Origin of the sequence: Mesorhizobium sp., from assembly GCF_965229135.1 — a bacterium.
GTDB lineage: Bacteria > Pseudomonadota > Alphaproteobacteria > Rhizobiales > Rhizobiaceae > Mesorhizobium.
In genome coordinates this window covers 4,175,635-4,200,000 of the sequence record NZ_OZ245860.1, presented here as the reverse complement: position 1 = coordinate 4,200,000, position 24,366 = coordinate 4,175,635, and the positions used below count along the sequence as shown (strand labels likewise).

Here is a 24,366-nt window from a genome sequence, read left to right as displayed (position 1 = left end):
ATGGGACGTCCCGGAGCCGACCGATGACCTATGTCGTGACCGACAATTGCATTAAATGCAAGTACATGGACTGTATCGAGGTCTGTCCGGTCGACTGTTTCTACGAAGGCGAGAACATGCTCGTCATCCATCCTGACGAGTGCATCGATTGCGGCGTGTGCGAGCCGGAGTGCCCGGCCGACGCGATCAAGCCCGATACCGAGCAGGGTCTCGACAAATGGCTGCAGATCAACACCGAATACGCCGAGAAATGGCCCAACATCACGGCCAAGAAGGAGCCGCCGGCCGACGCGAAAACCTTCGATGGCGAGGCTGGCAAGTTCGAGAAGTACTTCTCGGCGGAACCCGGCGAGGGCGACTGACGGCGCGGCCGGTTGACCTGCATAACGCTGCGTAAGGGGCACAAGACATTAACTGCCTTGACAGCGCCGGTGTCGCATGGCCTTCGCGAATGCAGCAAAACCTTGATTCTTCCGACTTTTTGTGTTACACGATGGAAACATGCCGGTGACACAACGTCGATTTATGGCGCAGACGCCCCAAATCACTGAAAGGTGAATTTATCAATCGGACCAGAGCAATCTGGGCCAGGCGGTCGCAATATGTGCGGTTTGCCGGTCCCGGCTTTTCCGATGGGTTCACCTGTTGTGCGGCTAATGATCGGCACCCCACCGGTCTCGCGAATTAGGCTGGCAGGACGCTGGCACCACAACAAGGAGTTCAGGGCGTAATGGCAACGATCACCCCGCAGAAGAAGTCCAGCGCGGCACGTCACGGTTTCAAGACCGGCGAGTTCATCGTCTATCCGGCGCACGGCGTCGGCCAGATCGTCTCGATCGACGAGCAGGAAGTCGCTGGTCACAAGCTGGAACTGTTCGTCATCGACTTCCAGAAGGACAAGATGCGCCTGAAGGTTCCGGTCGCCAAGGCGACCTCGATCGGCATGCGCAAGCTGTCGGAAGAGGATTATGTCGAGCGCGCGCTGAAGGTCGTGCAGGGCCGCGCCCGCGTGAAGCGCACCATGTGGTCTCGCCGCGCCCAGGAATATGATGCGAAGATCAATTCGGGCGACCTGATCTCGATCTCGGAAGTCGTGCGCGACCTCTACCGCGCCGACAACCAGCCGGAGCAGTCCTATTCCGAGCGCCAGCTCTACGAGGCGGCTCTCGACCGCATGGCCCGCGAGATCGCGGCGGTCAACCGGATGTCGGAAACCGAAGCCGTGCGCCTCATCGAGGTCAACCTCAACAAGGGCCCCAAGCGCGGCGCCAAGGCCGACAATGAGGAAGCCGAGCAGGAAGAAGCTGCCTGAGCCTTTCCGCCTTCATATTCTGAAAACCCGGCCTCGCGCCGGGTTTTTTGTTTCCGGGAAGATAGGGCTGAAAGCGGGCTCGCCGCCTACCCCTGGCCTCTGCTTACCCTGGGCCGCCGCCTTCCCTCTCCGTCTCCTGCTTCAGCGTCGCGATGAAACGCTTTGTCCGCTGATGTTCCGGATTGCCGAACAGCACGGCGGCCGGGCCTTTTTCGACGATGACGCCGGCGTCGAGGAATACCACCTCCTGAGCGATCTTCGAGGCGAGGCGCAGATCATGCGTCGCCATCACCATGGTCGTGCCTTCGCTGGCGAGCTTGCCGAGCACGTCGACCACTTCCTGCGCCAGTTCCGGATCGAGCGCGGAAGTCGGCTCGTCGCAGAGCAGCACCTTTGGCGAGGGCGCTAGCGCGCGTGCAATTGCCACGCGCTGCTGCTGGCCGCCCGACAGCGTCGCCGGCCAAGCATCGGCCTTGTGCGCCATGCCAACCTTTTCCAGCAAAGCGAGCGCCCGCTCGCGCGCGCGCCCTGTCGGCCATTTCAGCACGGTCACCAGCCCTTCCATGACATTCTCGATCGCGGTGCGGTGCGGAAAGAGCTGGAAATTCTGGAACACCATGCCGGTCTGCAGCCGCAGGCGCTGGATATCCCTCGCCGCAACCTTGCCGCCCGGGCGGAATTCGATCGCCTCGTCGCCGATGCGCACCGTGCCGGAGGTCGGGATCTCCAGGAGGTTGATACAGCGTAGCAACGTGCTCTTGCCGCCCCCGGAGGGGCCGACAAGCGCGGTGACGCTGCCCTCATCGATGGTGACGGTCACGCCCTTCAGAACGAGATTGTCGCCAAAGCGCTTTTCGATTTTGGTGAGGCCGATCATGAGCGTGCCTCCAGGAAGCCGCCATAGCGATTGAGCCGTACTTCGAGCCGCGTCTGCAGGGCCGATAGAACCGAGCTCAGCGCCAGATAGAGGATCGCCGCCTCGACATAGAGGATCAGCGGCTCATAGGTTGTGGCGACGATGCGCTGCGCGGCCTGGAACATCTCCGGCACGGTGATGGCGGCGGCCAGCGACGTATCCTTGACCAGCGAGATGAAGGTGTTCGACAGCGGTGGCACCGCCACGCGGCCCGCTTGCGGCAGGATGGTGCGCCGCATCGCCTGGCTCCAGGTCATGCCGATCGAATAGGCGGCTTCCCACTGCCCCTTCGGCACCGAACCGATCGCCGCGCGGATGATCTCCGACGTGTAGGCGCCGATGTTGAGCGTGAAGCCGATCAAGGCGGCCGTGAAGGCGTCGAGCAGAATCCCGGCCGACGGCAGGCCGTAGAAGATCAGGAACAATTGCACCAGGAGCGGCGTGCCGCGAAATATCCAGACATAGAAGCGCACAAGCGCGACCAGCGGCTTGGGCCCAAACAGCCGTGCAAGCGCCGCGCCCAGACCGACAGTCAGGCCCAGAACGAATGACAGCAGGGTCAACGGCACGGTGAAGATCAGCGCGGCCCACAGCAGGGAAGGCAGCGACTCCAGCATCAATTGCAGCCAGTGCGGCACGAAAGACCTCTCCATCCGATCGAGACGGCTTCATCGAAGCGCGAAGCCATATCACGACAAAAGCGGCGGGCCGTCAAAGACGGCTCGCCGCTGCACATGCCGCGGGGCCGTAGACCGGCCCAAACATCAATTACTTCGAAACGTCCTGGCCGAAATAGGTGTCGGCGATCTTCTTGTAGGTACCGTCAGCCTTGATGTCGGCCAGCGCCTTGTTGATCGCGGCGACCAGTTCCGGATCGCCCTTGCGCACGATGACGCCGGAATAGTCGGCATTTTCTTCCTGCGCGGCAATCTTCACATTGGCGTCGGGCTTGTGCTTCTTGAAGTCGAGGAAGGACAGGCTGTCATTGATGGTGGCGTCGGCGCGGCCGGTCAGCAGCAGCTGGATCGACTGGTCGAAGCCATCCGTGCCGACCAGTTCCGCGCCGTTCGTCTCGGCCAGCTTGCCGAAGTTCGAGGTCAGCGACTGTGCGGACTTCTTGCCTTTCAGATCAGCGAAGCTCTTGATGTCGGTGTTGTCACCGCGCACGATCAAAACGGCCTTTGAAGCGATGTAAGGATCGGAGAAATCGTACTTCGCCTTGCGGGCGTCGGTGATGCCGACTTCGTTGATGACGGCGTCGTAACGGTTGGCATCGAGGCCGGCGATCAGCCCATCCCACTTGCCCTCGAGGAACTGCGGCTTGACGCCCAGCTTGTCCGCGATCGCCTTGGCGATCTCGACATCGAAACCGACCAGTGCGCCGGAAGCGTCGTGATAGGTGAAGGGCGCGTAGGTTCCTTCCGTGCCGATCTTGATCGTGCCGGCCTGCTTGATCTGATCGAGATTGGCGCCAGCATGACCGGCTGCGACGGCCATGACCTGAAGGGCTCCGGCGACTAAGAGTGATTTAAGCCATTTCATTTTTCTGTGATCCCGTCCTTGGCCGCTCCGCGGCGCATTGTGAGGATTGGAAAATGACATATGCGGGCAAACAAAATAAGGAACAAAATTCCGAAGAATAAAGCCACCTGAAATCAGATACTCAAAACTGCATCGATTGGCGCCAACCATCGCCTCTGCGGAACGCCATGATCGGCACGATCCGCATGATGGGCACAGCGGAACCATTCTCCCGCGTGACACGTTTTACCGCAGTTGTAGGGCACGGCGTCGTCATTTCAACCTTCCCGCCGTCCGAGCGCACGAAAGAGGGAGCGTGGTATGATCCAGGACACGGCAGGACGCACGATGGTCCGTGCGGCGATGAAGGCTCCCTATCTCGAACGAGACCAGGAGCACATCCTCGCTTTGCGTTGGAAGGAAGAAAACGACCAGCATGCGCTGCACAGCATCACCGTCGCGCACATGCGCCTGGTGATCTCGATGGCCTCGAAGTTCCGTCACTACGGCCTGCCGCTGGGCGACCTGATTCAGGAGGGCCATGTCGGCTTGCTCGAAGCGGCCGCGCGTTTCGAGCCGGAGCGTGAAGTGCGCTTTTCGACCTATGCGACGTGGTGGATCCGCGCGGCGATGCAGGATTATATCCTTCGCAACTGGTCGATCGTGCGCGGCGGCACAAGTTCCGCCCAGAAGGCGCTGTTCTTCAATCTGCGGCGCCTGCGTGCGCGTCTGGCCAACGGTAGCGAGCCGCTCTCGAACGCCACGCTCTATCATGAAGTCTCGGTCGCGCTCGGCGTCTCCGAGGCCGATGTCGCGATGATGGATTCACGCCTGTCGGCGCCGGACAGTTCGCTCAACGCGCCACTGTCGGACGAAGCAGGCACCACGGAACGCATGGACTTTCTGGTGTCGGACGATCCGCTGCCCGACGAGGTCGTCGGCGACACGATCGACATCGAGCGCCGTGCGCTCTGGCTCAAGGCAGCGCTCGGCGCGCTGAACGCCCGGGAACTGAGGATCATCGAAGAGCGCCGCTTGACCGAGGAAGGCGCGACACTTGAGGCGCTTGGCGAGACGCTCGGCATCTCCAAGGAACGTGTTCGCCAGATCGAGGCGCGCGCCATGGAGAAGCTCAAGGTCGCGCTGGTCAGGCAGAACCCGGAATTCATGGCTGCCTGACATGAGCGGCGTGAAGCGGACCGCTACTTGTCCGTGACGATCTTGACCTTGTCGCCGGCCGAAACCGCGGCACCCGGCGACAGCGCGTTGAGCACGCGGAACAGGTCGAGCTTGCGGTCGACGCCAACCATCTGAGCCGACAGCGAACCCAAAGTCTGCCCCGGCTGGACGGTGACGACGCGGATATGCAACGGCTTCAGTGCCGCCTTTTCGGCGGCGCTGAGGATGCGGAACGAGCCGCTGACCGAACGCGCCACACTGTCCAGGTTGGTGCTGGCCGATGGTGCCGCCGTCAAGAGCCGGTAAACCTGTCCACCGGCGCGGATCACCGCGATATCGAACTGCCATCCCTCGGCACCCGCATGCGCGGTCGCCGCCTCATTGCCGTTGATCGTCTCCTGCTTCACGCTGCTGTCGACAAGGCCGGCAACCCAGCCGCTGCGTATATAGTCGGTCAGCGCGCGGTTCTTGTCGATCGAGACGCCATCGAAACGGATCGCCATGTCGCCGGGGCCGGTCGCGGTCACCGCTGCCGCCGAATTGTCGATGACAAAGCCTTCGGGCACAGAGAAGGACACACCAAGGCCCGGATGCAGGAAGGTTTCACCCCGCACATAGCCTTCCTCGGGCGTGTCGCCGTAGAGCAGGCCGTCTATGCCAGCGAGGAAGGAATCGCGATCGCGCGTGCCGACGCCGGGCGCGCCGAACTGGCGGGCATGGCGCTGAGCCAGGTCGATGCGTTGCGGCGTGTTGGGGTGGGTCGCCAGGAAGTCGAGGCTTGGGTCGGTGGCGCCGCTGATCGAGCGGAAGTCGGTATAGGCCGACATCGACTGAAGGAAGCGGCCGGCGGCATAGGGGTCATAGCCGGCTTCGCCGATCGACTTGATGCCGATGGCATCGGCCTCCAGTTCCTGGTTGCGCGAGAACTGGGCGAGCCTGAGCTTGCCACGGATGAGGGCCGCCTTGGCGGTCGGGCTGTCGCCGAGCACGTCGGAGACCACCTTGGTCGCCAGGCCTTCCTCGGCCTCCAGCTGTTGGCGCTGCAGACCGTGATTGGCGGTGACGTGGCCCATTTCATGCGCGATGACCGCGGCCAGCTCGGACGAATCATTGGCCAGCGCGAGCAGGCCGCGTGTGATGTAGAGATAACCGCCCGGCAATGCGAAGGCGTTGACGTTGGGCGAGTTCAGGATGGTGATGCGATAGGTCTGGGTCGGGTTTGCCGACACGACTGTCAGATTGCCGACGACCTTGGCAACCATGCGTTCGAGCTTGGGATCGGAATATTCGCCGCCATAGGTGGCAAGGATGCGCGGATGCTGCGCCTTGGCCATTTCGGCGAGCTTGCTGTTGGCGGCGACGTTGTCGACCGTGATCGGTTTGTCGGAAGGCTGGAAACCTGATTCCTGGACTTCCGGAGGCGTGAACATCTGGCAGCTCGCCAGCGCCACGGCAAAGCCGGCCAGCGCGAGAAAACGCGCCAGCGGGTTCATCCGTACTCTTTGCATGCGGGTCGACAGAACCGCTTCCTTCCAGGTCTGGCCCATGATCTCGAAAACTCGTGGAGATCACGCGCGAAATCAACATCTTGCAACGTCTTATGGCGTGCGGGATCACGCCCGGCGTTTCCGGCAAATCACGGCCATGCCGCACCAACGCAGGGTGGACCTAGCCATACTACCCTGATCATGGCAAGCAAGCGCCGCGTCGCCCTTGGCCGGTTTGACCGTAAATTATGTCGGCTTCCGGGCAATATCTCGTGATCCGACGCCAACCGGGCCTGACCCGATATAGCGTTGGAAGACTTCCGGACCAGCCCCGGCAAAAAAGTCAGCCGCCGCGCCTGTCGCGGCAACCGCGCCATTGTCCAGGAACACCACATTCTGGCAGATGCGGCGCGCGTCTTCAGGCTGATGCGTGACGAACAGCACCGTCATCGGACGATCGGCATGCACGCCGGCTACAAGGTCGAGCATGTCGTCACGCAAGGCTGGGCCCAGTGAGGCAAAGGGCTCGTCCAGCAGAAGCACCGGGCGGTCGCGCACCAGGACCCGGGCGAGCGCGACGCGCTGACGTTCGCCGCCGGAGAGTTCGCGCGGCAATCGCCTCTCCTTGCCGGCTAGGCCGGTGCGATCGATCGCCATGGCGATCGCAACCCGGTCCGCCTCGCTCAACCGCAATGAAGGCGATCGACCGAGCCCGACATTCTGTTCAACTGAAAGATGGGCAAAGAGATTGTTCTCCTGGAACACCATCGACACCGGCCGCGCCGAAGGTGGCTCCATGCCGACATCGATACCGCCGATCAGCACGCGGCCGGAGCGCGGTGACTCGAACCCCGCGACCAGATTGAGCAGGGTCGATTTCCCCGAACCGCTCGGGCCCATGATGGCGGTGATCTTCGCCGCGGCGAAACTGACATCGAAAACGAGCGTTGCCTCGCCATAGCTGAACGAGACATTCTCGAGCCGCACGGCGGCTCCACCTGCGTTCCCGTCCCCTCCCTGCGCCTTTGCGAGCGTCATGCCTTCCGTCCCCTCCCCAGCTGGTCCGAGGCCAGGACAAGCGCCAGGCAGACAAGGCCAAGCAGCAGCGCCAGTCCGGCCGCGTCCTCGGTGCGATAGCTGCCCATGCGCGCCAGCAGCAGATAGGGCAATGTCTGCACGGAATCACTGCCGAACAGGGCGATGACGCCGAGATCGCCCAGCGACAGCGCCATCGCGAAGGCGAAGGCCGTGGCGAGCGGGCGCCGCAGTGATGGCCAATCGACCAGTATCAGCCGGTTCCAGCCTGAAATACCGAGCTGCGCACAAAGCCGTTCGTGCCGCTCGCTTGCCGCGTCATGGGCGGGACGTACGGCCCGGATAGCGAAGGGCATCGCCATCACCGCGTTGACGGTGACGACCATGATCGGCGCGATGGCGAAGACGTCGCTGACATTGCGCAACAGCAGGAACCAGCCTGCGCCGATGACGATCGGCGGCACGACGAGGACGAAGCCGGCGCCGGTATCCGTGGCGTGTTCGAGCAATGTCCTCGAACCGCGCTTCCGGTTCAGGGACAACGCCCGGCGCGCCATGACCAGGGACAGCGACAGCATCACCGAGAGCAGTGCCGACAGGAAGGCGAGCACGGCACTGGTCAGCGTCGCCTGCCGCACCGCGCTCTCGCCGGCCAGGCGGCCGAGATCGGCTCCAAGCCCGGCCATCACCGTCGCCGCCATCGGGCCCGCGACGAACAGCAGCGCGAGAACGATCAGCGCGGCGTTGAGCCAGGTCTCGGCCCTGCCAGCCGAAAGATAACGGCGCGGCGCCACGGGCAGATTGGCATCGCCGACCACGTTGACGCCAAGCCGCGTCAGGGCCAGCACCACGATGAAGGTCAAGGCGATCTGCAGCGCTGTCAGCGCCACCGCGAGCGCGGGATCGAAATCAAAGCGCAGCGCCTGATAGATCGCGACCTCCAGCGTCGTCGCGCGCGGACCACCGCCCAGCGTCAGCACGATTGTGAAGGACGTGATGCAAAGCATGAACACCAGCCCGGCAACGCCGGGAATGGCGGCGCGCAGCGTGGGCCACTCGATCAACCGAAAGGCCGGCCTGGCGCCCATGCCAAGCTGGCTCGCCAGCCGCCACTGGTCGGCGGGCACCGTCTGCAACGCTTCAAGAAACAACCTGACGCTGAGCGGCAGGTTGAAGAAGACATGCGCAACGAGGATGCCCGACAGGCCGTAGATGCCCGGCCAGCTTCCGTTGCCGAGCGCGGTGAAAACGCCGGCGAAATAACCGGCACGGCCGTAGAGCGCCAGGATGCCGAGCGCGGCGACGATGGCCGGCAGCGCCAGCGGCACGGCGAACAGTTGCAGGATGAAGCTTCGTCCGAAGAAGCGTGGATGCCGAGACAAAGCGCGCGCGACGAACAACGCCGGCACGACCGAGAGCAGCGTTGACAGCGCCGCCTGCCACAAGGTGAAGCGGACGACGCGGAAGAGGTAGGGATTGAAGGCCGCCCACGCACCCGAGGGATCCCTGACGCCTTCGTGGAGGAGGCCGGCGATCGCACCGCCGATCAGCAGCGCGATCGCGGCAAGCGCGACGATGCCGGCGGTGACGCGGGGGTCGGTCGAACGCGCCGGCATCATTGCCCGTCTACTTGCTCATCACAGCCAGCCATTCATCCACCCAGACCTTGCGGTTGGCGGCGACTTCCTCAGGGCTGAACAGCAAGGTCTTGGTCGGCTTGACCAGTTTGTCGAAGGCCGGATTGAGCGGCGCATCGGTCTTGCCGGCGGGGAACATCCAGTTGGTCTCGGGGATGACATCCTGGAACTTCGGCCCGGTCATGAAGGCCAGGAACTTTTCCGCCAGCGGATTCTTGGCTCCGGTGGTGGTGATCCCGGCGACCTCGATCTGCAGGTATTCGCCCTCTTCGAAGGACGCTGCCTGATAGCGATCGGTCTTCTCCGCGACCATGTGATAGGCTGGCGACGTCGTGTAGGACAGCACCATTGGCGCCTCGCCCTTGGTGAACAGGCCGTAGGCCTCGCTCCAGCCTGGCGTCACGGTCAGCACCTTGGTCTTGAGCTTGGCCCAGGCTTCGGGCGCCTTGTCGCCATAGACGGACTTGACCCAGAGCAGCAGGCCGAGGCCGGGTGTGGAGGTGCGCGGGTCCTGGATGACGATCTTGTCGTCGGCGCTGCCCTCGACCAGATCCTTGAGGCTCTTTGGCGGCGTCTTCAGCTTCTGCGTGTCATAGACTACGGCGAAATAGCCATAGTCGAACGGGACAAACGTATCGTCAGTCCAGCCGCCGGGCACTTTGACGTCCGAAACCGGGCCGTGCGGGGCAAACAAGCCAGTGGCCTTGGCCTCGGCGGTGAGATTGGTGTCGAGGCCGAGCACGATATCAGCTTTGGTCGAGGCGCCTTCCAGCTTGACGCGGTTGAGCAGGGCCACACCGTCGGCGACCGAGACGAAGTCGACATCGCAGCCGCATTCGGCCTCGAATTCCTTCTTCACGGCGGGACCGGGACCCCAGTCGGCGGTGAAGCTCTCATAGGTGTAGATGGTGAGCTTGTCCTTGGCGAAGGCCGGACCGGACAGGGCAACAACCATGGCTGAGACAACAGAGTATAAAAGCGTGCGCATCGGCGCCTCCTTCGTTCGAATTGAAAGGAATTGAGGCGTCGGACTGTCCGAAACGTCTAATCCCTCCGCCGGTACAAACCGGATCAGGTTCAGCGGGTTGGCAAGGTTGCCTCTCAGCCGGTCCGCGAAGATCGCGTCCGGCACCCCGTTAGAGCGTTTCGACACATAGGCCCGGTCGACGAACCACGCAAGTGGAGTTTGCCGCCTTCCGTTTCCCGTGCCGGGCTGGTAAGGGCGACGCGCATGAGCACATTCACCATCCTGCTTGGCGGCGAACTCATCCGCACGCCGCGGCTCGACCGCCAGGTCGAGGGCTCCCGGATTATCGCCGCCGATGCCGGCATCGGCCATGCGCGGCTGTTGGGCCTTGTCCCGGAACTGTGGGTCGGCGACTTCGATTCCATACCAGCCAATCTGCCCGATGATCTGGCCACCGTGCCGCGCCGCACTTTCCCCGCGGAGAAGGACAAGACCGATGGGGAACTGGCCATTGGCGCCGCACTCGAGCGTGGCGCGACGCGCCTGATCCTGGTTGGAGCCTTCGGCGGCAGGCGTGCGGACCACGCCTTCCTGCATCTGGCGCTCGGTCTGCGGCTGGCCGAGGCCGGGACGGAAGTGCTGTTGACCAGCGGCGCGCAGGAAGCCATCCCCTTGCTGCCGGGACAAGCCGGCTTCGACTACGCCGACACCACCTTGTTTTCAGTCCTTGGTTTCTCGGACCTCTCCGGCCTCACGGTCAAAGGCGCCAAATGGCCGCTGGATCATGTCGAGGTCGCATTCGGCTCGTCGCTGACCATTTCCAACGAGGTCAGGGGCCGGCTTGAAATCGCTCTGGGCGGCGGTCGCGCGCTGCTGCTGGCTCACCCTTATCCTCTTCCAGAAAGCTGACATGGCCCCGCCGCTTCTCAATCTCGACGGCATAAAACTCACCTTCGGCGGCACGCCGCTGCTCGACGGTGCCGCATTGGCCGCTTCGGCCGGCGACAAGATCGCGCTTGTCGGCCGCAACGGCTCGGGCAAGTCGACGCTGCTGAAGATCGCGGCTGGCCTGATCGAGCCACAGGACGGCGAAGTCTTTCGCCAACCTTCGGCAACTGTGCGCTATCTGCCGCAAATGCCCGATATGGATGGCTTCACCAACATCCGCGCCTATGTCGAGGCAGGGCTTGGACCGGCGGATGATCCCTATCGCGCCACCTATCTGATGGAGCATCTCGGCCTGTCCGGCGACGAGCGGCCGAGCGACCTGTCCGGCGGAGAGGCACGGCGCGCCGCACTTGCCCGCGTCATGGCGCCGGAGCCCGATATTCTGCTGCTTGACGAGCCGACTAACCATCTTGACCTGTCGGTGATCGAGTGGCTGGAAGAGGAACTTGCCCGCACGTCTTCCGCGCTCATCGTGATTTCGCACGACCGCCGCTTTCTCGAGCGCGTCTCGCGCGCAACCGTCTGGCTCGATCGTGGCCAGACCCGCAGGCTGGACAAGGGTTTCGGCCATTTCGAGGAATGGCGCGACCTGGTGCTGGAAGAGGAAGAGCGCGAACAGCACAAGCTCGGCCGGCAGATCGTGCGCGAGGAGCACTGGCTGCGCTATGGCGTGACGGCGCGGCGCAAGCGCAACATGCGCAGGCTCGGCGAATTACAGACCATGCGCCAGCGCTTTCGCGGCCATCGCGGTGCCGAAGGCTCGGCCACCATGGTGGCCAGCGACGCCGCGGAATCCGGCAAGCTCGTGATCGAGGCCAAGAACATCGAGAAGAGCTTTGGCGACCTCACCGTGGTCAAGGAATTCTCCACCCGCATCCAGCGTGGCGACCGTATCGGCCTGGTCGGACCCAACGGTGCTGGCAAGACGACCCTCCTGAAGATGCTGACCGGCGAGATGAAGCCTGACGCCGGCTCGGTGCGGCTCGGCACCAATCTGGAAATCGCCACGCTCGACCAGAAACGCGAGGCGGTCGACCCGGCCGAAACGCTGGCGCAATATCTCACCGACGGACGCGGCGAGAACCTCGTCATCAATGGCGAGCAGCGCCATGTCGTCTCCTACATGAAGGACTTCCTGTTCAAGCCGGAACAGGCGCGCACGCCGGTGCGCGAGCTTTCGGGCGGCGAGCGGGCGCGCCTGCTGCTGGCGCGCGTGCTGGCGCGGCCGGCAAACCTCCTGGTGCTCGACGAGCCGACCAACGATCTCGACATGGAGACGCTGGAACTGCTGCAGGAACTGGTCGCCGGTTTTGCCGGCACGGTGATCCTGGTCAGCCACGACCGCGATTTCCTCGATCGCACCGTCACCAGCATCATCGCGCCGGATGGCGGCGGCCGCTGGATCGAATATGCCGGCGGCTATTCGGACATGCTGGCACAACGTGGCGGCACCCGGCTCGACGACCGCAAATCGCGGGCGAAGGTCGAGAATGGCGAACCGACCGGAGCAAGCAAGGCCGAGGTATCAGCCCCGAAAAGCCCGGCGAAGAAGCTGTCGTTCAAGCAGAAATTCGCGCTTGAATCTCTACCCAAGAAGATAGAGGCGGTTACCGCGTCGATCTCCCGGCTGGAAAACAACATCGCCGACCCCGCCTATTACGAGCGCGATCCGGCTTCGTTCCAGAAGACGATCGCAGCCCTCGACAAGGAGCGCGCGACACTGGCGGCGCTCGAGGAGGAATGGCTGGAGCTTGAGATGCTGCGGGAGGAGATGGAGGGCTGAAGAAGCGTTTCGCCGCGGCCAAATCAATCGACAACACTTTGTCGATTGAAGCGACCAACGGTGAATGCCCGGTTCGCCTTCTGAATCGAGGCGGTGGCTGCCGGAAAAGCCAGGCTTTGGAAACTTGAAAACCGCGCCACCATGGACGCGTGGAATGACTATGTGGAACAACACCGTGTTCCACTGAAAGAGCACCGGCAATTCTGATGGCTCGTTACGATGTCTTCGCTGGAGGCATCGAAGGCAGCTATCTGCTCGACGTTCAATCGGACATGCTCGACCATTTCAAAGCGCGTGTCGTTGTTCCGCTGCTGCCGATCGCCGCGGTACCTCCCCCGATGCGGAGCTCCATCCGGTCGTCGAGATCAACGGCCGAAAACTCGTCATGGCCACTCATCTGATTGCGACGATGCCAATCCATGAACTGGGCGAAAGTCGTCTTAATATCGCAAAGCAGAACGACCACGTCGTCGCCGCGCTCGATATGCTTTTCCAGGGCTTCTGAACGGCGGCCCCACCGAGCGAGACGTCCTTCCTCAGCCCGCCGTCTTCGCTTGCCAGGCCTTGATCGCTTCGTCGAACACCTTCTCGCCCGGAATGCCCTTTTCCATGGTCAGCAGCGCCCGCCGTCCGGTCTTGTAGACGACCGGCACGTCGATCCAGTCCTGGCCCCTGAGCAGGGTCAGATTGGCATCTTCGTCCGCCTTGGTGTCGTTGAGCGCGACCAGGAAGAAGCCGTCGGCGATCTTGGCGGGGATGCCGATCAGCGGGCTGCCGGCGTCCTGTTCCGAACTCTTCATGGCAACGCGCAGGATGTTGTCGACGCCACCGCCCTCAAAACCCTCGGGCGTCAGGAAGATCATCTCGATGATGTGGCTGGCCGGCAGCGTCCGGTCGGTATTGCGGCGAATGGTCATGCGCAGCTGGATATCCTTGCCGGGAATGGTCGCCTCGGCGCGGATCGCCGGTTCCGGCGGAAGGTCACCGCCAGGCGATTCCTGGACCAGGGACCAGACGATGCTGCCGGGCTCGGCCGAACCTTGAGATGTGCTGGTGCGCTCCTCGTAGAAGATCGCCTTCTGGCCCACGGCCACTGTCGGCTCGGCGGATGCCGGTGCCGGCGTGGTGCCTGCTGGTGCGGGTGTTGTCCCTGGCGCCACCGGCGTGGCGACGGCGGCTGGCGCGGCGGGAGCGGTTCCGCCGACCGGAGGTGTTGCCGGTGCCGCGGCGGGCGCCGATGGGGTGGTTGCGGCCGCGGGCGCGTTCGCCGGAGGCGTTGCCGCGGCCTGTGCATCACCCGCAGGCGGCGTGGTGGTCGGATGCGTGGGCGGTGGGGTGGTCAGCGTGGCGACGGATTCACCCTCGCCAATACCGGTTTGCCCGCCGGCCGGGCCGGGATCCGTCTCGCTGCCCTGGGGCGTCAGGCGCTGGGTGAATTTGGTTCCCCCAGCGGCGTCCGTTGTGCTGGTCGCGGCAGCCGGCGGCGATGCGGCGGCGTTGGCCGCTGGGTTGGCCACAGGGTTGGCGGGCGCGGCTTTCAGAGGCTCGGTCTTCACCACCTTGCTGTCACCCGAACCGAACATCTTGCCGAATGCACCCTTGTTCAGCCAGATGCCATAGGCGCCGCCGCCAATGATGGCCAATGCAACCACGGCGGCGATCAGCCCGCCATAACTACGCCTGCGCCGAGCCGGGCGCAGGCGCTCGAACGTGTCGCCGGCCGGCCTCTCGTCATTGGCGAAAATGTCGCCCTTCTCGTCGGACTCGCCCTCGTCCATGCCCGGCAGAACGGAATCGTCGGAATCCTGCCCGGCGCGATCCGGAAAGGACGGAGCCGTTGGGGCCGGCCGCTGCCAGCTAGGCTCCACCCGCGCGGCGGGAGGCGTCGGCTTGGCGACGAATGGCGGCGGTGCCGGCCTGACTGTCTCGGGCCTCGCCGGCTCAGACCTCGCGGTCTCATGCCTTACGGGCTCGGGTCTGGCAGACTCAGGTCTGGCAGACTGGGGCCTGGTGGGCTCGGGCCTGGGCGGCGGCGGAGCGGCAACCGGCTGCCGGACATGACTTGACTGGTTCTTGTTGCGGTCGATGGAAGAAAATATGTTTTCCAGCTCCGCGAGCGGGTCGGTCTCCGGCACGGTCTTGGCATAGTCCCGCTCGACGCTCGCGATGGCGTCTTCCAGCGAGCGCTTCTCCTTGGCTATAGCCTCGCTAGCCAGTGGCGGCGAAATTTCCGCAAGCTTCTTCGCCAGCATGGTGCGGACGCTACCATAGATACGCGTGCGCTTTTCGGGCGTCTCGTCGCCGTGCTTGTCGAGCGCCCTTTTCAGAATAGCAACGAAATCTGCCATGCTTCAGTCGACCTGTATTTTATTTCTGGGCCGGCCTTCGCAAATCAGCCGCGATGCCCGGAAAGCCTTGAGAAACTAGTCTTGAAACGGATCGGTCACAAGTATCGTGTCGTCCCGTTCCGGGCTGGTGGAGAGCAGTGCGACCGGTGCGCCAATCAACTCCTCGATATAGCGGACATATTTGACGGCCTGGGCCGGCAGGTCGTTCCAGCTGCGCGCGCCGGCGGTGGTGCCTTTCCACCCCTCCAGCGTCTCGTAGACCGGCTCGACACGCGCCTGCGCGCCCTGGCTCGCCGGCAGGTAGTCGATCATCTCGCCATCGAGGCGGTAGCCGGTGCAGACCTTGATCTCGTCCAGCCCGTCGAGCACGTCGAGCTTGGTCAGCGCGATGCCCTTGATGCCGTTCACGGCGACGGCCTGCCGCACAAGCACCGCATCGAACCAGCCGCAGCGGCGCTTGCGTCCGGTGACGACGCCGAATTCATGGCCGCGCGTGCCGAGGAACTCGCCGACCTCGTTCTTCTGCTCGGTCGGGAATGGGCCTTCGCCGACGCGGGTCGTGTAAGCCTTGGTGATGCCGAGCACATAGCCGATGGCACCCGGACCGACGCCGGAGCCGGCAGCCGCCTGCCCGGCGACCGTGTTGGACGAGGTGACGAACGGATAGGTGCCGTGGTCGATATCAAGCAACGTGCCTTGCGCGCCCTCGAACAGGATGCGCTCGCCGGCCCGGCGCTTGTCATCGAGGATCTTCCAGACCCGGTCCATGTAGGGCAGTATCTGATCGGCCACCGAAGTCAGCTCCTGCATGATCGCCTCATGCGTGACCTCGGCATGGCCGAGCCCCCGGCGCAGCGCATTGTGGTGCGTCAGCAATCTGTCGACCTTCACGGGCAGCGTGTCCAAATCCGCCAAATCCATCACCCTGACGGCACGCCGGCCCACCTTGTCTTCATAGGCGGGGCCGATGCCGCGGCGGGTCGTGCCAATCTTCGTTCCGGAATTGGAGGCCGCGTCCTCGCGGAAGCCGTCCAGTTCCCGGTGCAGTGACAGGATAAGCGCCGTGTTTTCGGCTATTTTCAGGCGATCCGGCGTCACCTCCACACCTTGCGCCTTGAGCTTCGCCACTTCGGCGACGAAAGCGTGCGGGTCGAAGACGACGCCGTTGCCGATGATGGAGAGCTTGCCCTGGCGCACGACGCCCGACGGCAGCAGCGACAGCTTGTAGACCTTGCCGTCGACAACAAGCGTGTGGCCGGCGTTGTGGCCACCCTGGAAGCGCACCACCACATCGGCGCGCTCCGACAGCCAGTCGACGATCTTGCCCTTGCCTTCGTCACCCCACTGCGAGCCGACGACCACCACATTGGCCATGATTATTTCCCTTGAGACGCCGCACCGCGGCTGGAAGACTGTTCAAAACGACAGGCCTCTATAGCGTCAAGCCCAGCCAAGTGCGACCATTCTTTGCCGCTGAAAACGCCCTGAGGCACAACAATTTTCGGCTTTGACATCATTTACTTGTCCAATTCGCCGCAATAGGCCGGCAAGTATCCGCGGCGCATCTCGCTCCGGCTGGAATTCGCCATGCATCGAAGCGCCTATATATTCCTGCTGCTCACCACCTTGCTATGGGGCGGGAACTCCGTGGCAGGCAAGCTCGCGGTCGGTCACGTCTCGCCGATGACGCTGGTCTTCCTGCGCTGGGTGCTGGCGGTAACGATCCTGCTGCCTATCGGCTGGCGCACGATACGAGAGGACTGGCCGGTGGTGCGCCGGCACTGGTTCGTCCTGGCCGCGCTCGGTGCCAGCGGCTTCACCTTGTTCAACACGATCTTCTACACCGCTCTCAACTACACGACGGCGATCAACGTCTCGATCGAGCAGGCGGCAATGCCGATCCTGATCATGACAGCCAATTTCGTCTTCTTCCGCCTCCGCGTGAACTGGGCGCAGATTGCCGGTGTCGTGCTGACCATCGTCGGCGTTATCCTGACTGCCTGCCACGGCGACCCGCGCCGGCTGATGACACTGGAGCTTAATTTCGGCGACGCGATCATGCTGGTCGCCGTGTTTCTCTACAGCGGCTACTCTGTCGGCTTGCGGCTGAAGCCGGTGTTGCGCTGGCAGAGCCTGATGCTTTCGCTATCGGTCGCCGCGCTGGTCACCTCATTGCCCTTCTTCCTCTGGGAAGTAGCTGCCGGCAAGGTCATAGTGCCCGACGCGCATGGCTGGGCGGTCATTGTCTACACCGCGATCGGCGCGTCAGTCATCTCGCAGATGACCTACATTCGCGGCAACGAGTTGATCGGCGCCAACCGTGCCGGCCTGTTCATCAACCTGGTGCCGATCTTCGGTACACTGCTTTCGGTGCTGATCGTCGGCGAGACGTTCCAGCCCTATCAGGCGCTCGCGCTTGTGCTCGTGCTGGGCGGCATCGGGCTTGCCGAATACAGCGGCCGCAAGGCTTCCAGGCGGCAGGCGCCTGTTGGCTGAAAAACAGAAAGGCGCGGACGAGGCCGCGCCTTTGGAGCCTTTATCGTAACGCGATCACATCGCGCTGACGTCGAACTGCAGCCGCTTGGCCGAGTCGATCGACTTGTGCGACTTGACCTGTTCCAGCACTTTTTCGGGGAACGGCGCGTCGAGATAGAGCAGCGCGATGGCATCGCCACCGGGCCGGTTCCGGCCAAGCTGGAAGTTGGCGATGTTGACGCCATTCTCGCCGCACACCGTGCCAAGCAGGCCGATGATGCCGGGCGCGTCGGCATTGGTCGTGTAGAGCATGTGCTGTCCAACCTCGGCATCGAGATTGATGCCCTTGATCTGGATGAAGCGCGGCTTGCCGTCCGAGAAGCAGGTGCCGGCGATCGAGCGCGTCATGTGCTCGGTCTTAACGGTAAGCTTGATATAGCCGTCGAACACGCCCGACTTGTCGCGCTTGACCTCGGCGACGATGATGCCGCGCTCCTTCACCATGATCGGCGCCGAAACCATGTTGACGTCGGCGACCTGCGGCCGGATTAGCCCGGCAAGGGCCGCGCTGATCAGCGCGCGCGTGTTCATCGTGGCTGTCGAGCCGTCGAACAGGATCTCGACCTCGTTGATCGGATCGTCGGTGACCTGGCCGACAAAGGCGCCGAGCACTTCGGCGAGCTTGACGAACGGCTTCAGCCGCGGCGCTTCTTCCGCCGTGATCGACGGCATGTTGATGGCGTTGGAGACAGCGCCCTTGATCAGGTAATCGGCCATCTGTTCGGCGACCTGCAGCGCGACATTCTCCTGTGCTTCCGCCGTCGAGGCGCCGAGATGCGGTGTGGCCACCACATTTTCCATGCCGAACAACTCGTTCTGTTCCGCCGGCTCGACCTCGAACACGTCGATGCCGGCGCCCGCCACCTTGCCGCTCTTCAGCGCCGCGACCAGGTCGGCCTCGACGACAAGCCCGCCACGTGCGCAGTTGATGATGCGCACGCCCTTCTTCATCTTGGCGATCGCCGCGGCATCGATGATGTTGCGGGTCTTGTCCGTCAGCGGCGTGTGCAACGTGATGAAGTCCGCGCGCGCGAACAGCTCGTCGAGCTCGACCTTGTCGACACCGAGCTCCTCGGCGCGCTTGTCCGACAGGAACGGGTCGAAGGCGATGACATGCATCTTCAGGCCGACGCCACGCGTGGCGACGATCGAACCGATATTGCCGCAGCCGATGACACCCAGCGTCTTGCCGGTGATCTCGACACCCATGAAGCGGTTCTTTTCCCATTTGCCGGCATGGGTCGAGGCGTTGGCCTCGGGGATTTGGCGCGCGAGCGCGAAGATCATCGCCACCGCGTGTTCGGCGGTGGTGATCGAATTGCCGAAGGGCGTGTTCATCACGATGATACCCTTGCGGCTGGCCGCCGGGATATCGACATTGTCGACGCCGATGCCGGCGCGTCCGATGACCTTGAGCTTGGTGGCGGCGTTGATCAGCTTCTCGGTGACCTTGGTCGCCGAGCGTATGGCGAGGCCATCATACTGGCCGATCACTTCGAGCAGCTTTTCCTTGTCCTTGCCGAGATCGGGCAGGTAGTCGACCTCGACGCCGCGATCCTTGAATATCTGCACGGCGGTGGGAGAGAGTTTGTCTGAGACGAGAACGCGGGGCGCCATGGCGGCCTCCTTGAAAAATGGGATTGATCCGGGAGTGGGCGGCCCGAAGGCCGCCACGGGAAGTCTCAGGCGGCCGCCTTGAGCGACGCCTTCTGGCTGGCGAACGCCCAGTCGAGCCAAGGCAACAGGGCCTCGAGATCGGATGTCTCGACCGTGGCGCCACACCAGATGCGCAGGCCGGGGGGCGCATCGCGATAGGCGCCGATGTCATAGGCGACGCCTTCCTTGTCCAGCGCCGTCACCAGCCCCTTGGCAAATGCCGCCTGCCCGTCGGCGTCGAGCGCCGCGACATCCGGATCGGTGAAGGACAGGCAGACAGAGGTATTCGACCGCGTCTCCGGCTCGACGGCCAGATGGCCGAGCCAGGAAGACTTTTCGACAAAACCGTCGAGGACGGCGGCATTGGCATCGGCCCTGGCGACCAGCGCATCGAGGCCGCCGATCGACTTCGCCCAATGTAGCGCGTCGAGATAGTCCTCGACGCACAGCATCGACGGTGTGTTGATGGTCTCGCCCTTGAAGATGCCTTCGATCAGCTTGCCGCCCGATGTCAGGCGAAAGATTTTCGGCAACGGCCAGGCCGGCTTGTACGTCTCGAGCCGTGCGACGGCGCGCGGGCTGAGGATCAGCATGCCATGCGCGCCCTCGCCGCCCAGAACCTTTTGCCAGGAAAAGGTCACGACATCCAGCTTCTGGAAATCGAGCCTTTGCGCGAACGCCGCCGAAGTGGCGTCGCAGATGGTCAGCCCCTTGCGATCGGCAGGGATGAAATCGCTGTTGTGCACACGCACGCCCGACGTGGTGCCGTTCCAGGTGAAGACCACATCGCGGTCGAAGTCGATCTTGGTGAGATCCGGCAGTTCGCCATAACCGGCTTCAAGCTTGCGGACGTCCGCGAGCTTCAGCTGCTTGACCACGTCGGTGACCCAGCCGGAACCAAAGCTCTCCCAGGCCACCATGTCCACACCACGCTCTCCGAGCAGCGACCACAGCGCCATCTCGACGGCACCTGTGTCCGACGCCGGCACGATGCCAATGCGGTAGTCCGCCGGGACCTGGAGAATTTCACGTGTCAGCTCGATCGCCTGTTCGAGCTTGGTCTTGCCGATCTTGGCGCGGTGGGATCGGCCTAGCGCGGCATTTTTCAGCGCCTCGACCGACCAGCCGGGACGTTTCGCGCAGGGACCTGAAGAAAAGTTGGGGTTTGCCGGACGGAGTCCAGGCTTCGTAGGTGTCGTCATCGTGGTCTATCCTTCCAGATAGTGGCCCCTCGTTGGGGAGGGGTGGCCCACGGACGGCGATATTCCCTCACGCTTTCGGCGTCAAGGGAAAAGTTTTTGTCGCTGACAGGATACCAACACTCGATTCCCCTGAAGCTAGCGGCGCCTCGCGTTTGACAAAAGAACAAAAGCAAACAGCGGGCCAGAGACCCGCCGTTTCGATTCATCGGTTCCCGCGTCTACCAAAGGTCGTAGCGCAGACCCAGTTTGACCGACTGGTAATCCAGCCCCTTGTGGATGCCGAAAGCGCCGTTGTCGTAGGCGACATACTGCGCGCCAGGTATCGCGAAGTATTCATAGCCAACATCGACCGAGACGTTCTTGGTCACCTGGTAGGAGAGGCCGGCTGCCAAGGAGTAGGCAAAATCGTAGCTGGCTTGCGATGTCACGGCGCCGGAGTAGCCGGCCGGGCTGTCACAGTTGAACTGCTGGGTCGTGGTATTGCCGTTTATCGTATTTGACGTGGTAGTCGGAACGCAGTTGCTTGCGCCGATCGACTTGTTGAATTTGCTGTAGACGACACCGACGCCACCCCCGACATAGGGCGTGAAGCCGACATAGGTGCCGAGGTCGACATAGCCATTCGCCATCAGGCTGTAGGCCTTGTTTGATGCGGAGTCCGAGCCTTGGCACGGGGTTGAAGCGGGCGCGTTCGTCTGGCTGGTGATGTTGCCCGACGCGACGTTGGTCACGGTTGTCGTCAAGGTTCCGGCGCACGTTGTAACATAGCTATCGCCGAACTTGTTTGTCGGCAGAATTCCGAAATTCAGATCGGCCCGGAAGTAGTCCGTGAAGTGATAACCCATGCCAACGCTGCCATCGAACAGCGTGTTGCTTGACGTGAATCCGGTCGGACCGACCGAATCGTCGAACGGCTTGTTGACCGCATAGCCGACATCACCGCGCAGGTACCAGCCGGATCCTACCTCGACCGGCTTATAGTCCGGCGCCTGATCGACATAGATCGGCGGATCGTAGTCGGCCGCGTGCACTGGCGACAGCGGCAGGAGGACTGCGGCAAGCGCCAGCGCTGTCAGCGATTTGAAGGTCATGTTCCTGGCTCCCGAAGTTGGCGCTGGTCGCAATAGCGAGCACCGTTTCAGGAAGCATTGTTAACCATAGTGGTTAAGTGGCGGTTAAGGATAACAGGGAGTTAGCGAATTGACTTCGGTGGCTTTTGTCGACGCTGCTTAAACGAAAACCGCCCGGCGCTTGCCGGGCGGTTTATCAATCTCGGGCTGTCGAAGCGTTACTTGGTGTAAACCGGCTCCGGCTCGGGAACATACGGCTCCGGCGCAGGTGCGCAATCCGACTTGCCGAACTGGTAGCGCAGGCCGCCGCGCACTTCGTTGACACTGATGCCGTGATCGTAGCCCGGTCCAACATTGCTGTCCGACGCGTAGTCGAACATCTTGCCGCCGTTGATGTGGCTGTAGCGGTAACCGACATCGAGCTTGACCCTATCGGTCAGGCAGTAGGACGCGCCGGCCATGAGGGCGTATGCGAAGCGCCATCCCTTGCCGCCGCCATGCTCGAACGTGCCGTCGCTGTCGGTGTTCGTGAGCGTATCCCACTTGACCCAGGCGCCGCCGATACCGGCACCGACATAAGGCGTCACGCCGTGCCAGGTGCCGATGTCGACATAGGCATTGGCCAGAAGCAGAAGCGCCGAATATGACGACGAGTCGACGGAGGTACAGGGAATCTGCGGAGCGGGACCGCAGAAGCCGCTGGTGGACCCGTTGAAGTCTGAACTGCTCAGCCAGTCGGCGGTCAGGTCTGTACGGAAATGCTGGTTGATCTGGTAACCAACACCGGCGCCAGCGGAGAAAGCGCTTTTGAGAGAACCGGCATCGAAGCTGCCGGGAAGTTGCGGCGAGGTGGGACCGTAGGTCGTGTAGTCGGAACCACCGAACTTCGACCAGTGATAGTCGACGTCACCGCGAATATACCAGCCGCCATACTCCGGAGCCGGCTGCTCATAGACCGGCGGCGGCGCCTGCTCGACCACCGGTTCCGGCATATCGGCTGCGAATACCGGTCCGGCCACGCCCGCGAACAGCGCGGCAAACAAGGCCCTTCTTGCTGTATTGAACATGCTTGTCACCCCTAAAGACCTTCGGAACACGAACGCGTCCGGATTTGATTGGCTTCAGTTGTGGATAATGAATTGCAAAGGTTAAAAGGCGTTTAACCGTGTTGCTTAACCACGAATCACTAAAACTTGAGATATCCGGTTCCAGTCTTCCGAAGGGGAAAAAGGGGGTATTGCGTAATGAAAAAGCCCGCCGGAAGGCGGGCTTTGGTTCAACAAGGCGGCAGACGTGACGGCCTTCGGGGCGCGTCGGAAGTCAGGCGGCGCTGCGCGTCTCCGAAATAACGTCGACAATGTCGTTGACGACGGCCTCGACCAGTTGCGGATCATCGCCTTCCGCCATGACGCGGATAAGTGGCTCCGTGCCCGAAGGGCGGATGACCAGTCGTCCGGCCTTGCCAAGACGATGGCGGGCGTCCTCGATCGCCGCCTTGACCGGAGCTTCCTCGAGCGGCTTGCCGCCGGAAAAACGGACGTTCTTCAGAAGCTGCGGCACAGGCTCGAACTTCTTCGACAACTCGCTGACCGGCCGGTTCTGCCGCTTGATGCAGGCGAGCACCTGAAGCGCCGAGACGAGACCGTCCCCCGTGGTCGAGAAATCGGACAGCACGATGTGGCCCGACTGTTCACCGCCGACATTGAGCCCATGCGCGCGCATGTGCTCGACGACATAGCGGTCGCCGACCTTGGTGCGATGCAGCTGCAGCTTCATGTCGCCGAGGAAGCGTTCGAGACCGAGGTTGGACATCACCGTCGAGACGACGCCGCCGCCGGCCAGACGCCCGCTCTGGTGCCAGGACTCGGCGATCAGCGCCATGATCTGGTCGCCGTCCACGATGGTGCCATTCTCGTCGACGATGACGACGCGGTCGGCGTCGCCGTCGAGCGCGATACCGATGTCGGCGCGGACCTCGTGAACCTTCTTCTGCAAGCCGGCCGGATGGGTCGACCCGCATTCCTTGTTGATGTTGAAGCCATTGGGCTCGACATTGATGGCGACAACCTCGGCGCCAAGCTCCCACAGCGCCTCGGGCGCCACCTTGTAGGCGGCGCCGTTGGCGCAATCGACCACGATCCTCAGGCCCGAAAGCGACATCGAGCGCGGCAACGTGCGCTTGGCGAATTCGATGTAACGGTCGTGCACGCCATCGACGCGCTTGGCGCGGCCAAGCCCATCGGAATCGGCGAGTGCCAGCTCGATGTCCTTGTCGAGCATGCTTTCGATACGCTCCTCGATCTCGTCGGAGAGCTTGTAGCCGTCAGGTCCGAACAGCTTGATGCCGTTGTCGTAATAGGGATTGTGTGAAGCCGAGATCATCACGCCGATATCGGCGCGCAGCGAGCGCACCAGCATGGCGACGGCCGGCGTTGGGATCGGGCCGAGCAGGAACACGTCCATGCCGGCGGCGCAGAGACCCGCCACCATGGCGTTCTCGATCATGTAGCCGGAGAGCCGCGTGTCCTTGCCCAGCACGACCCGGTGGCGATGACTGCCGCGCTGGAAGGAGAGGCCGGCAGCCATGCCAACCCGCATGGCGATTTCGGCCGTCATTGGAAACTTGTTGGCGCGCCCGCGAATGCCGTCGGTGCCGAAGTAATTTCCTGCCATTTGAGCCAGAGTCCCCGATCTTTTTGCGAGGCACGTAATGCCACAATTGGCCAGCGCCCTATCATCACATTGTGTGATTGTATGTTACGAATCCTTA

Annotated in this window: 21 protein-coding genes, 1 pseudogene and 1 riboswitch; of the genes and pseudogenes, 8 read left to right on the top strand and 14 right to left on the bottom strand. The window is 63.1% G+C overall.

Annotated elements, in window-relative coordinates; genetic code table 11:
• The first annotated feature begins 23 nt into the window (after positions 1–23).
• Positions 24–362 (top strand): ferredoxin FdxA, encoded by a 339-nt coding sequence (fdxA, locus tag ACO07C_RS19980; RefSeq protein WP_421915884.1) that lies wholly within the window; start codon positions 24–26, stop codon positions 360–362.
• A 368-nt stretch (positions 363–730) separates the two neighbouring features.
• Positions 731–1,312: a CarD family transcriptional regulator gene (locus ACO07C_RS19975; protein WP_354464903.1), complete on the top strand. Its 582-nt coding sequence runs from the start codon at positions 731–733 to the stop codon at positions 1,310–1,312.
• Between the two features lie 103 nt (positions 1,313–1,415).
• Here the strand turns inward: ACO07C_RS19975 and ACO07C_RS19970 are convergent, their stop codons facing one another.
• The 3 genes from ACO07C_RS19970 to ACO07C_RS19960 all read right to left on the bottom strand — a co-directional run bounded on the left by ACO07C_RS19970 (position 1,416) and on the right by ACO07C_RS19960 (position 3,770).
• Complete coding sequence (locus tag ACO07C_RS19970; protein WP_421915883.1) at positions 1,416–2,189, bottom strand: amino acid ABC transporter ATP-binding protein; 774 nt, start codon at positions 2,187–2,189, stop codon at positions 1,416–1,418.
• Positions 2,186–2,866, bottom strand: a complete 681-nt coding sequence (locus tag ACO07C_RS19965) for an amino acid ABC transporter permease (protein WP_421915882.1) — start codon at positions 2,864–2,866, stop codon at positions 2,186–2,188. Before ACO07C_RS19965 ends, ACO07C_RS19970 begins: the two co-directional genes overlap by 4 nt.
• A 130-nt stretch (positions 2,867–2,996) precedes the next feature.
• Positions 2,997–3,770 carry an amino acid ABC transporter substrate-binding protein gene (locus ACO07C_RS19960; RefSeq protein ID WP_421915881.1) on the bottom strand — a complete coding sequence of 258 codons (774 nt, stop codon included), beginning with the start codon at positions 3,768–3,770 and terminating at the stop codon, positions 2,997–2,999.
• 300 nt (positions 3,771–4,070) lie between these two features.
• On the opposite strand from ACO07C_RS19960, the gene ACO07C_RS19955 reads away from it, so the two are divergent.
• A complete protein-coding gene (locus ACO07C_RS19955) occupies positions 4,071–4,928 on the top strand; it encodes an RNA polymerase factor sigma-32 (protein ID WP_421915880.1) in 858 nt (285 codons plus the stop codon).
• Between the two features lie 23 nt (positions 4,929–4,951).
• On the opposite strand, the gene ACO07C_RS19950 is transcribed toward ACO07C_RS19955, so the two are convergent.
• The 4 genes from ACO07C_RS19950 to thiB form a co-directional block, all read right to left on the bottom strand.
• Entirely contained in the window at positions 4,952–6,421 is a 1,470-nt protein-coding gene (locus ACO07C_RS19950; RefSeq protein ID WP_421917572.1) for a M48 family metalloprotease, read from the bottom strand.
• Between the two features lie 240 nt (positions 6,422–6,661).
• On the bottom strand, positions 6,662–7,453 hold the full coding sequence (gene thiQ, locus ACO07C_RS19945; RefSeq protein WP_421915879.1) for a thiamine ABC transporter ATP-binding protein: 792 nt from the start codon (positions 7,451–7,453) through the stop codon (positions 6,662–6,664).
• Positions 7,450–9,069, bottom strand: coding sequence for a thiamine/thiamine pyrophosphate ABC transporter permease (gene thiP, locus ACO07C_RS19940; protein ID WP_421915878.1), 1,620 nt, complete (start codon positions 9,067–9,069; stop codon positions 7,450–7,452). The genes thiQ and thiP overlap by 4 nt, the downstream gene beginning before the upstream one ends.
• A gap of 7 nt (positions 9,070–9,076) precedes the next feature.
• Positions 9,077–10,075, bottom strand: coding sequence for a thiamine ABC transporter substrate binding subunit (thiB, locus tag ACO07C_RS19935; protein WP_421915877.1), 999 nt, complete (start codon positions 10,073–10,075; stop codon positions 9,077–9,079).
• Positions 10,076–10,118: 43 nt separating this feature from the next.
• Positions 10,119–10,233, bottom strand: a riboswitch (TPP riboswitch).
• Between the two features lie 85 nt (positions 10,234–10,318).
• Here thiB and ACO07C_RS19930 point away from each other — a divergent pair.
• The 4 genes and pseudogenes from ACO07C_RS19930 to ACO07C_RS19915 all read left to right on the top strand — a co-directional run bounded on the left by ACO07C_RS19930 (position 10,319) and on the right by ACO07C_RS19915 (position 13,290).
• Positions 10,319–10,963, top strand: coding sequence for a thiamine diphosphokinase (locus ACO07C_RS19930; RefSeq protein WP_421915876.1), 645 nt, complete (start codon positions 10,319–10,321; stop codon positions 10,961–10,963).
• A 1-nt stretch (position 10,964) separates the two neighbouring features.
• On the top strand, positions 10,965–12,785 hold the full coding sequence (locus ACO07C_RS19925) for an ABC-F family ATP-binding cassette domain-containing protein (protein WP_421915875.1): 1,821 nt from the start codon (positions 10,965–10,967) through the stop codon (positions 12,783–12,785).
• Between the two features lie 93 nt (positions 12,786–12,878).
• Positions 12,879–12,992, top strand: a complete 114-nt coding sequence (locus tag ACO07C_RS19920; RefSeq protein ID WP_421915874.1) for a type II toxin-antitoxin system CcdA family antitoxin — start codon at positions 12,879–12,881, stop codon at positions 12,990–12,992.
• Positions 12,992–13,290 (top strand): annotated as a pseudogene (locus tag ACO07C_RS19915) (CcdB family protein). The gene ACO07C_RS19920 and the pseudogene ACO07C_RS19915 overlap by 1 nt, the downstream one beginning before the upstream one ends.
• A gap of 31 nt (positions 13,291–13,321) precedes the next feature.
• Here ACO07C_RS19915 and ACO07C_RS19910 read toward each other — a convergent pair.
• Positions 13,322–15,133: a hypothetical protein gene (locus ACO07C_RS19910; protein WP_421915873.1), complete on the bottom strand. Its 1,812-nt coding sequence runs from the start codon at positions 15,131–15,133 to the stop codon at positions 13,322–13,324.
• A gap of 75 nt (positions 15,134–15,208) precedes the next feature.
• Positions 15,209–16,507, bottom strand: a complete 1,299-nt coding sequence (locus tag ACO07C_RS19905; protein ID WP_421915872.1) for an adenylosuccinate synthase — start codon at positions 16,505–16,507, stop codon at positions 15,209–15,211.
• Positions 16,508–16,720: 213 nt separating this feature from the next.
• On the opposite strand from ACO07C_RS19905, the gene ACO07C_RS19900 reads away from it, so the two are divergent.
• Positions 16,721–17,629 (top strand): DMT family transporter, encoded by a 909-nt coding sequence (locus ACO07C_RS19900; RefSeq protein ID WP_421915871.1) that lies wholly within the window; start codon positions 16,721–16,723, stop codon positions 17,627–17,629.
• Between the two features lie 54 nt (positions 17,630–17,683).
• Here ACO07C_RS19900 and serA read toward each other — a convergent pair whose 3' ends face one another.
• The 5 genes from serA to glmM form a co-directional block, all read right to left on the bottom strand.
• Positions 17,684–19,285, bottom strand: a complete 1,602-nt coding sequence (serA, locus tag ACO07C_RS19895) for a phosphoglycerate dehydrogenase (RefSeq protein WP_421915870.1) — start codon at positions 19,283–19,285, stop codon at positions 17,684–17,686.
• Positions 19,286–19,350: 65 nt separating this feature from the next.
• A complete protein-coding gene (locus ACO07C_RS19890; protein ID WP_421915869.1) occupies positions 19,351–20,526 on the bottom strand; it encodes a phosphoserine transaminase in 1,176 nt (391 codons plus the stop codon).
• 218 nt (positions 20,527–20,744) lie between these two features.
• Complete coding sequence (locus ACO07C_RS19885) at positions 20,745–21,617, bottom strand: outer membrane protein (protein WP_421915868.1); 873 nt, start codon at positions 21,615–21,617, stop codon at positions 20,745–20,747.
• Positions 21,618–21,814: 197 nt separating this feature from the next.
• Positions 21,815–22,663, bottom strand: coding sequence for an outer membrane beta-barrel protein (locus ACO07C_RS19880; RefSeq protein WP_421915867.1), 849 nt, complete (start codon positions 22,661–22,663; stop codon positions 21,815–21,817).
• Between the two features lie 253 nt (positions 22,664–22,916).
• The gene (gene glmM / locus ACO07C_RS19875; RefSeq protein ID WP_421915866.1) at positions 22,917–24,269 is read right to left on the bottom strand and encodes a phosphoglucosamine mutase; all 1,353 of its coding nucleotides are present in this window, start codon (positions 24,267–24,269) and stop codon (positions 22,917–22,919) included.
• Positions 24,270–24,366: the final 97 nt, after the last annotated feature.

Excerpts from the sequence above, each read along its gene's own strand:
- fdxA (WP_421915884.1), top strand. The coding sequence starts at position 24 with ATGACCTATGTCGTGACCGACAATTGCATTAAATGCAAGTACATGGAC.
- ACO07C_RS19975 (WP_354464903.1), top strand. The coding sequence starts at position 731 with ATGGCAACGATCACCCCGCAGAAGAAGTCCAGCGCGGCACGTCACGGT.
- ACO07C_RS19970 (WP_421915883.1), bottom strand. The coding sequence starts at position 2,189 with ATGATCGGCCTCACCAAAATCGAAAAGCGCTTTGGCGACAATCTCGTT.
- ACO07C_RS19960 (WP_421915881.1), bottom strand. The coding sequence starts at position 3,770 with ATGAAATGGCTTAAATCACTCTTAGTCGCCGGAGCCCTTCAGGTCATG.
- ACO07C_RS19955 (WP_421915880.1), top strand. The coding sequence starts at position 4,071 with ATGATCCAGGACACGGCAGGACGCACGATGGTCCGTGCGGCGATGAAG.
- ACO07C_RS19950 (WP_421917572.1), bottom strand. The coding sequence starts at position 6,421 with ATGAACCCGCTGGCGCGTTTTCTCGCGCTGGCCGGCTTTGCCGTGGCG.
- thiQ (WP_421915879.1), bottom strand. The coding sequence starts at position 7,453 with ATGACGCTCGCAAAGGCGCAGGGAGGGGACGGGAACGCAGGTGGAGCC.
- thiP (WP_421915878.1), bottom strand. The coding sequence starts at position 9,069 with ATGATGCCGGCGCGTTCGACCGACCCCCGCGTCACCGCCGGCATCGTC.
- thiB (WP_421915877.1), bottom strand. The coding sequence starts at position 10,075 with ATGCGCACGCTTTTATACTCTGTTGTCTCAGCCATGGTTGTTGCCCTG.
- ACO07C_RS19930 (WP_421915876.1), top strand. The coding sequence starts at position 10,319 with ATGAGCACATTCACCATCCTGCTTGGCGGCGAACTCATCCGCACGCCG.
- ACO07C_RS19925 (WP_421915875.1), top strand. The coding sequence starts at position 10,965 with ATGGCCCCGCCGCTTCTCAATCTCGACGGCATAAAACTCACCTTCGGC.
- ACO07C_RS19910 (WP_421915873.1), bottom strand. The coding sequence starts at position 15,133 with ATGGCAGATTTCGTTGCTATTCTGAAAAGGGCGCTCGACAAGCACGGC.
- ACO07C_RS19905 (WP_421915872.1), bottom strand. The coding sequence starts at position 16,507 with ATGGCCAATGTGGTGGTCGTCGGCTCGCAGTGGGGTGACGAAGGCAAG.
- ACO07C_RS19900 (WP_421915871.1), top strand. The coding sequence starts at position 16,721 with ATGCATCGAAGCGCCTATATATTCCTGCTGCTCACCACCTTGCTATGG.
- serA (WP_421915870.1), bottom strand. The coding sequence starts at position 19,285 with ATGGCGCCCCGCGTTCTCGTCTCAGACAAACTCTCTCCCACCGCCGTG.
- ACO07C_RS19890 (WP_421915869.1), bottom strand. The coding sequence starts at position 20,526 with ATGACGACACCTACGAAGCCTGGACTCCGTCCGGCAAACCCCAACTTT.
- ACO07C_RS19885 (WP_421915868.1), bottom strand. The coding sequence starts at position 21,617 with ATGACCTTCAAATCGCTGACAGCGCTGGCGCTTGCCGCAGTCCTCCTG.
- ACO07C_RS19880 (WP_421915867.1), bottom strand. The coding sequence starts at position 22,663 with ATGTTCAATACAGCAAGAAGGGCCTTGTTTGCCGCGCTGTTCGCGGGC.
- glmM (WP_421915866.1), bottom strand. The coding sequence starts at position 24,269 with ATGGCAGGAAATTACTTCGGCACCGACGGCATTCGCGGGCGCGCCAAC.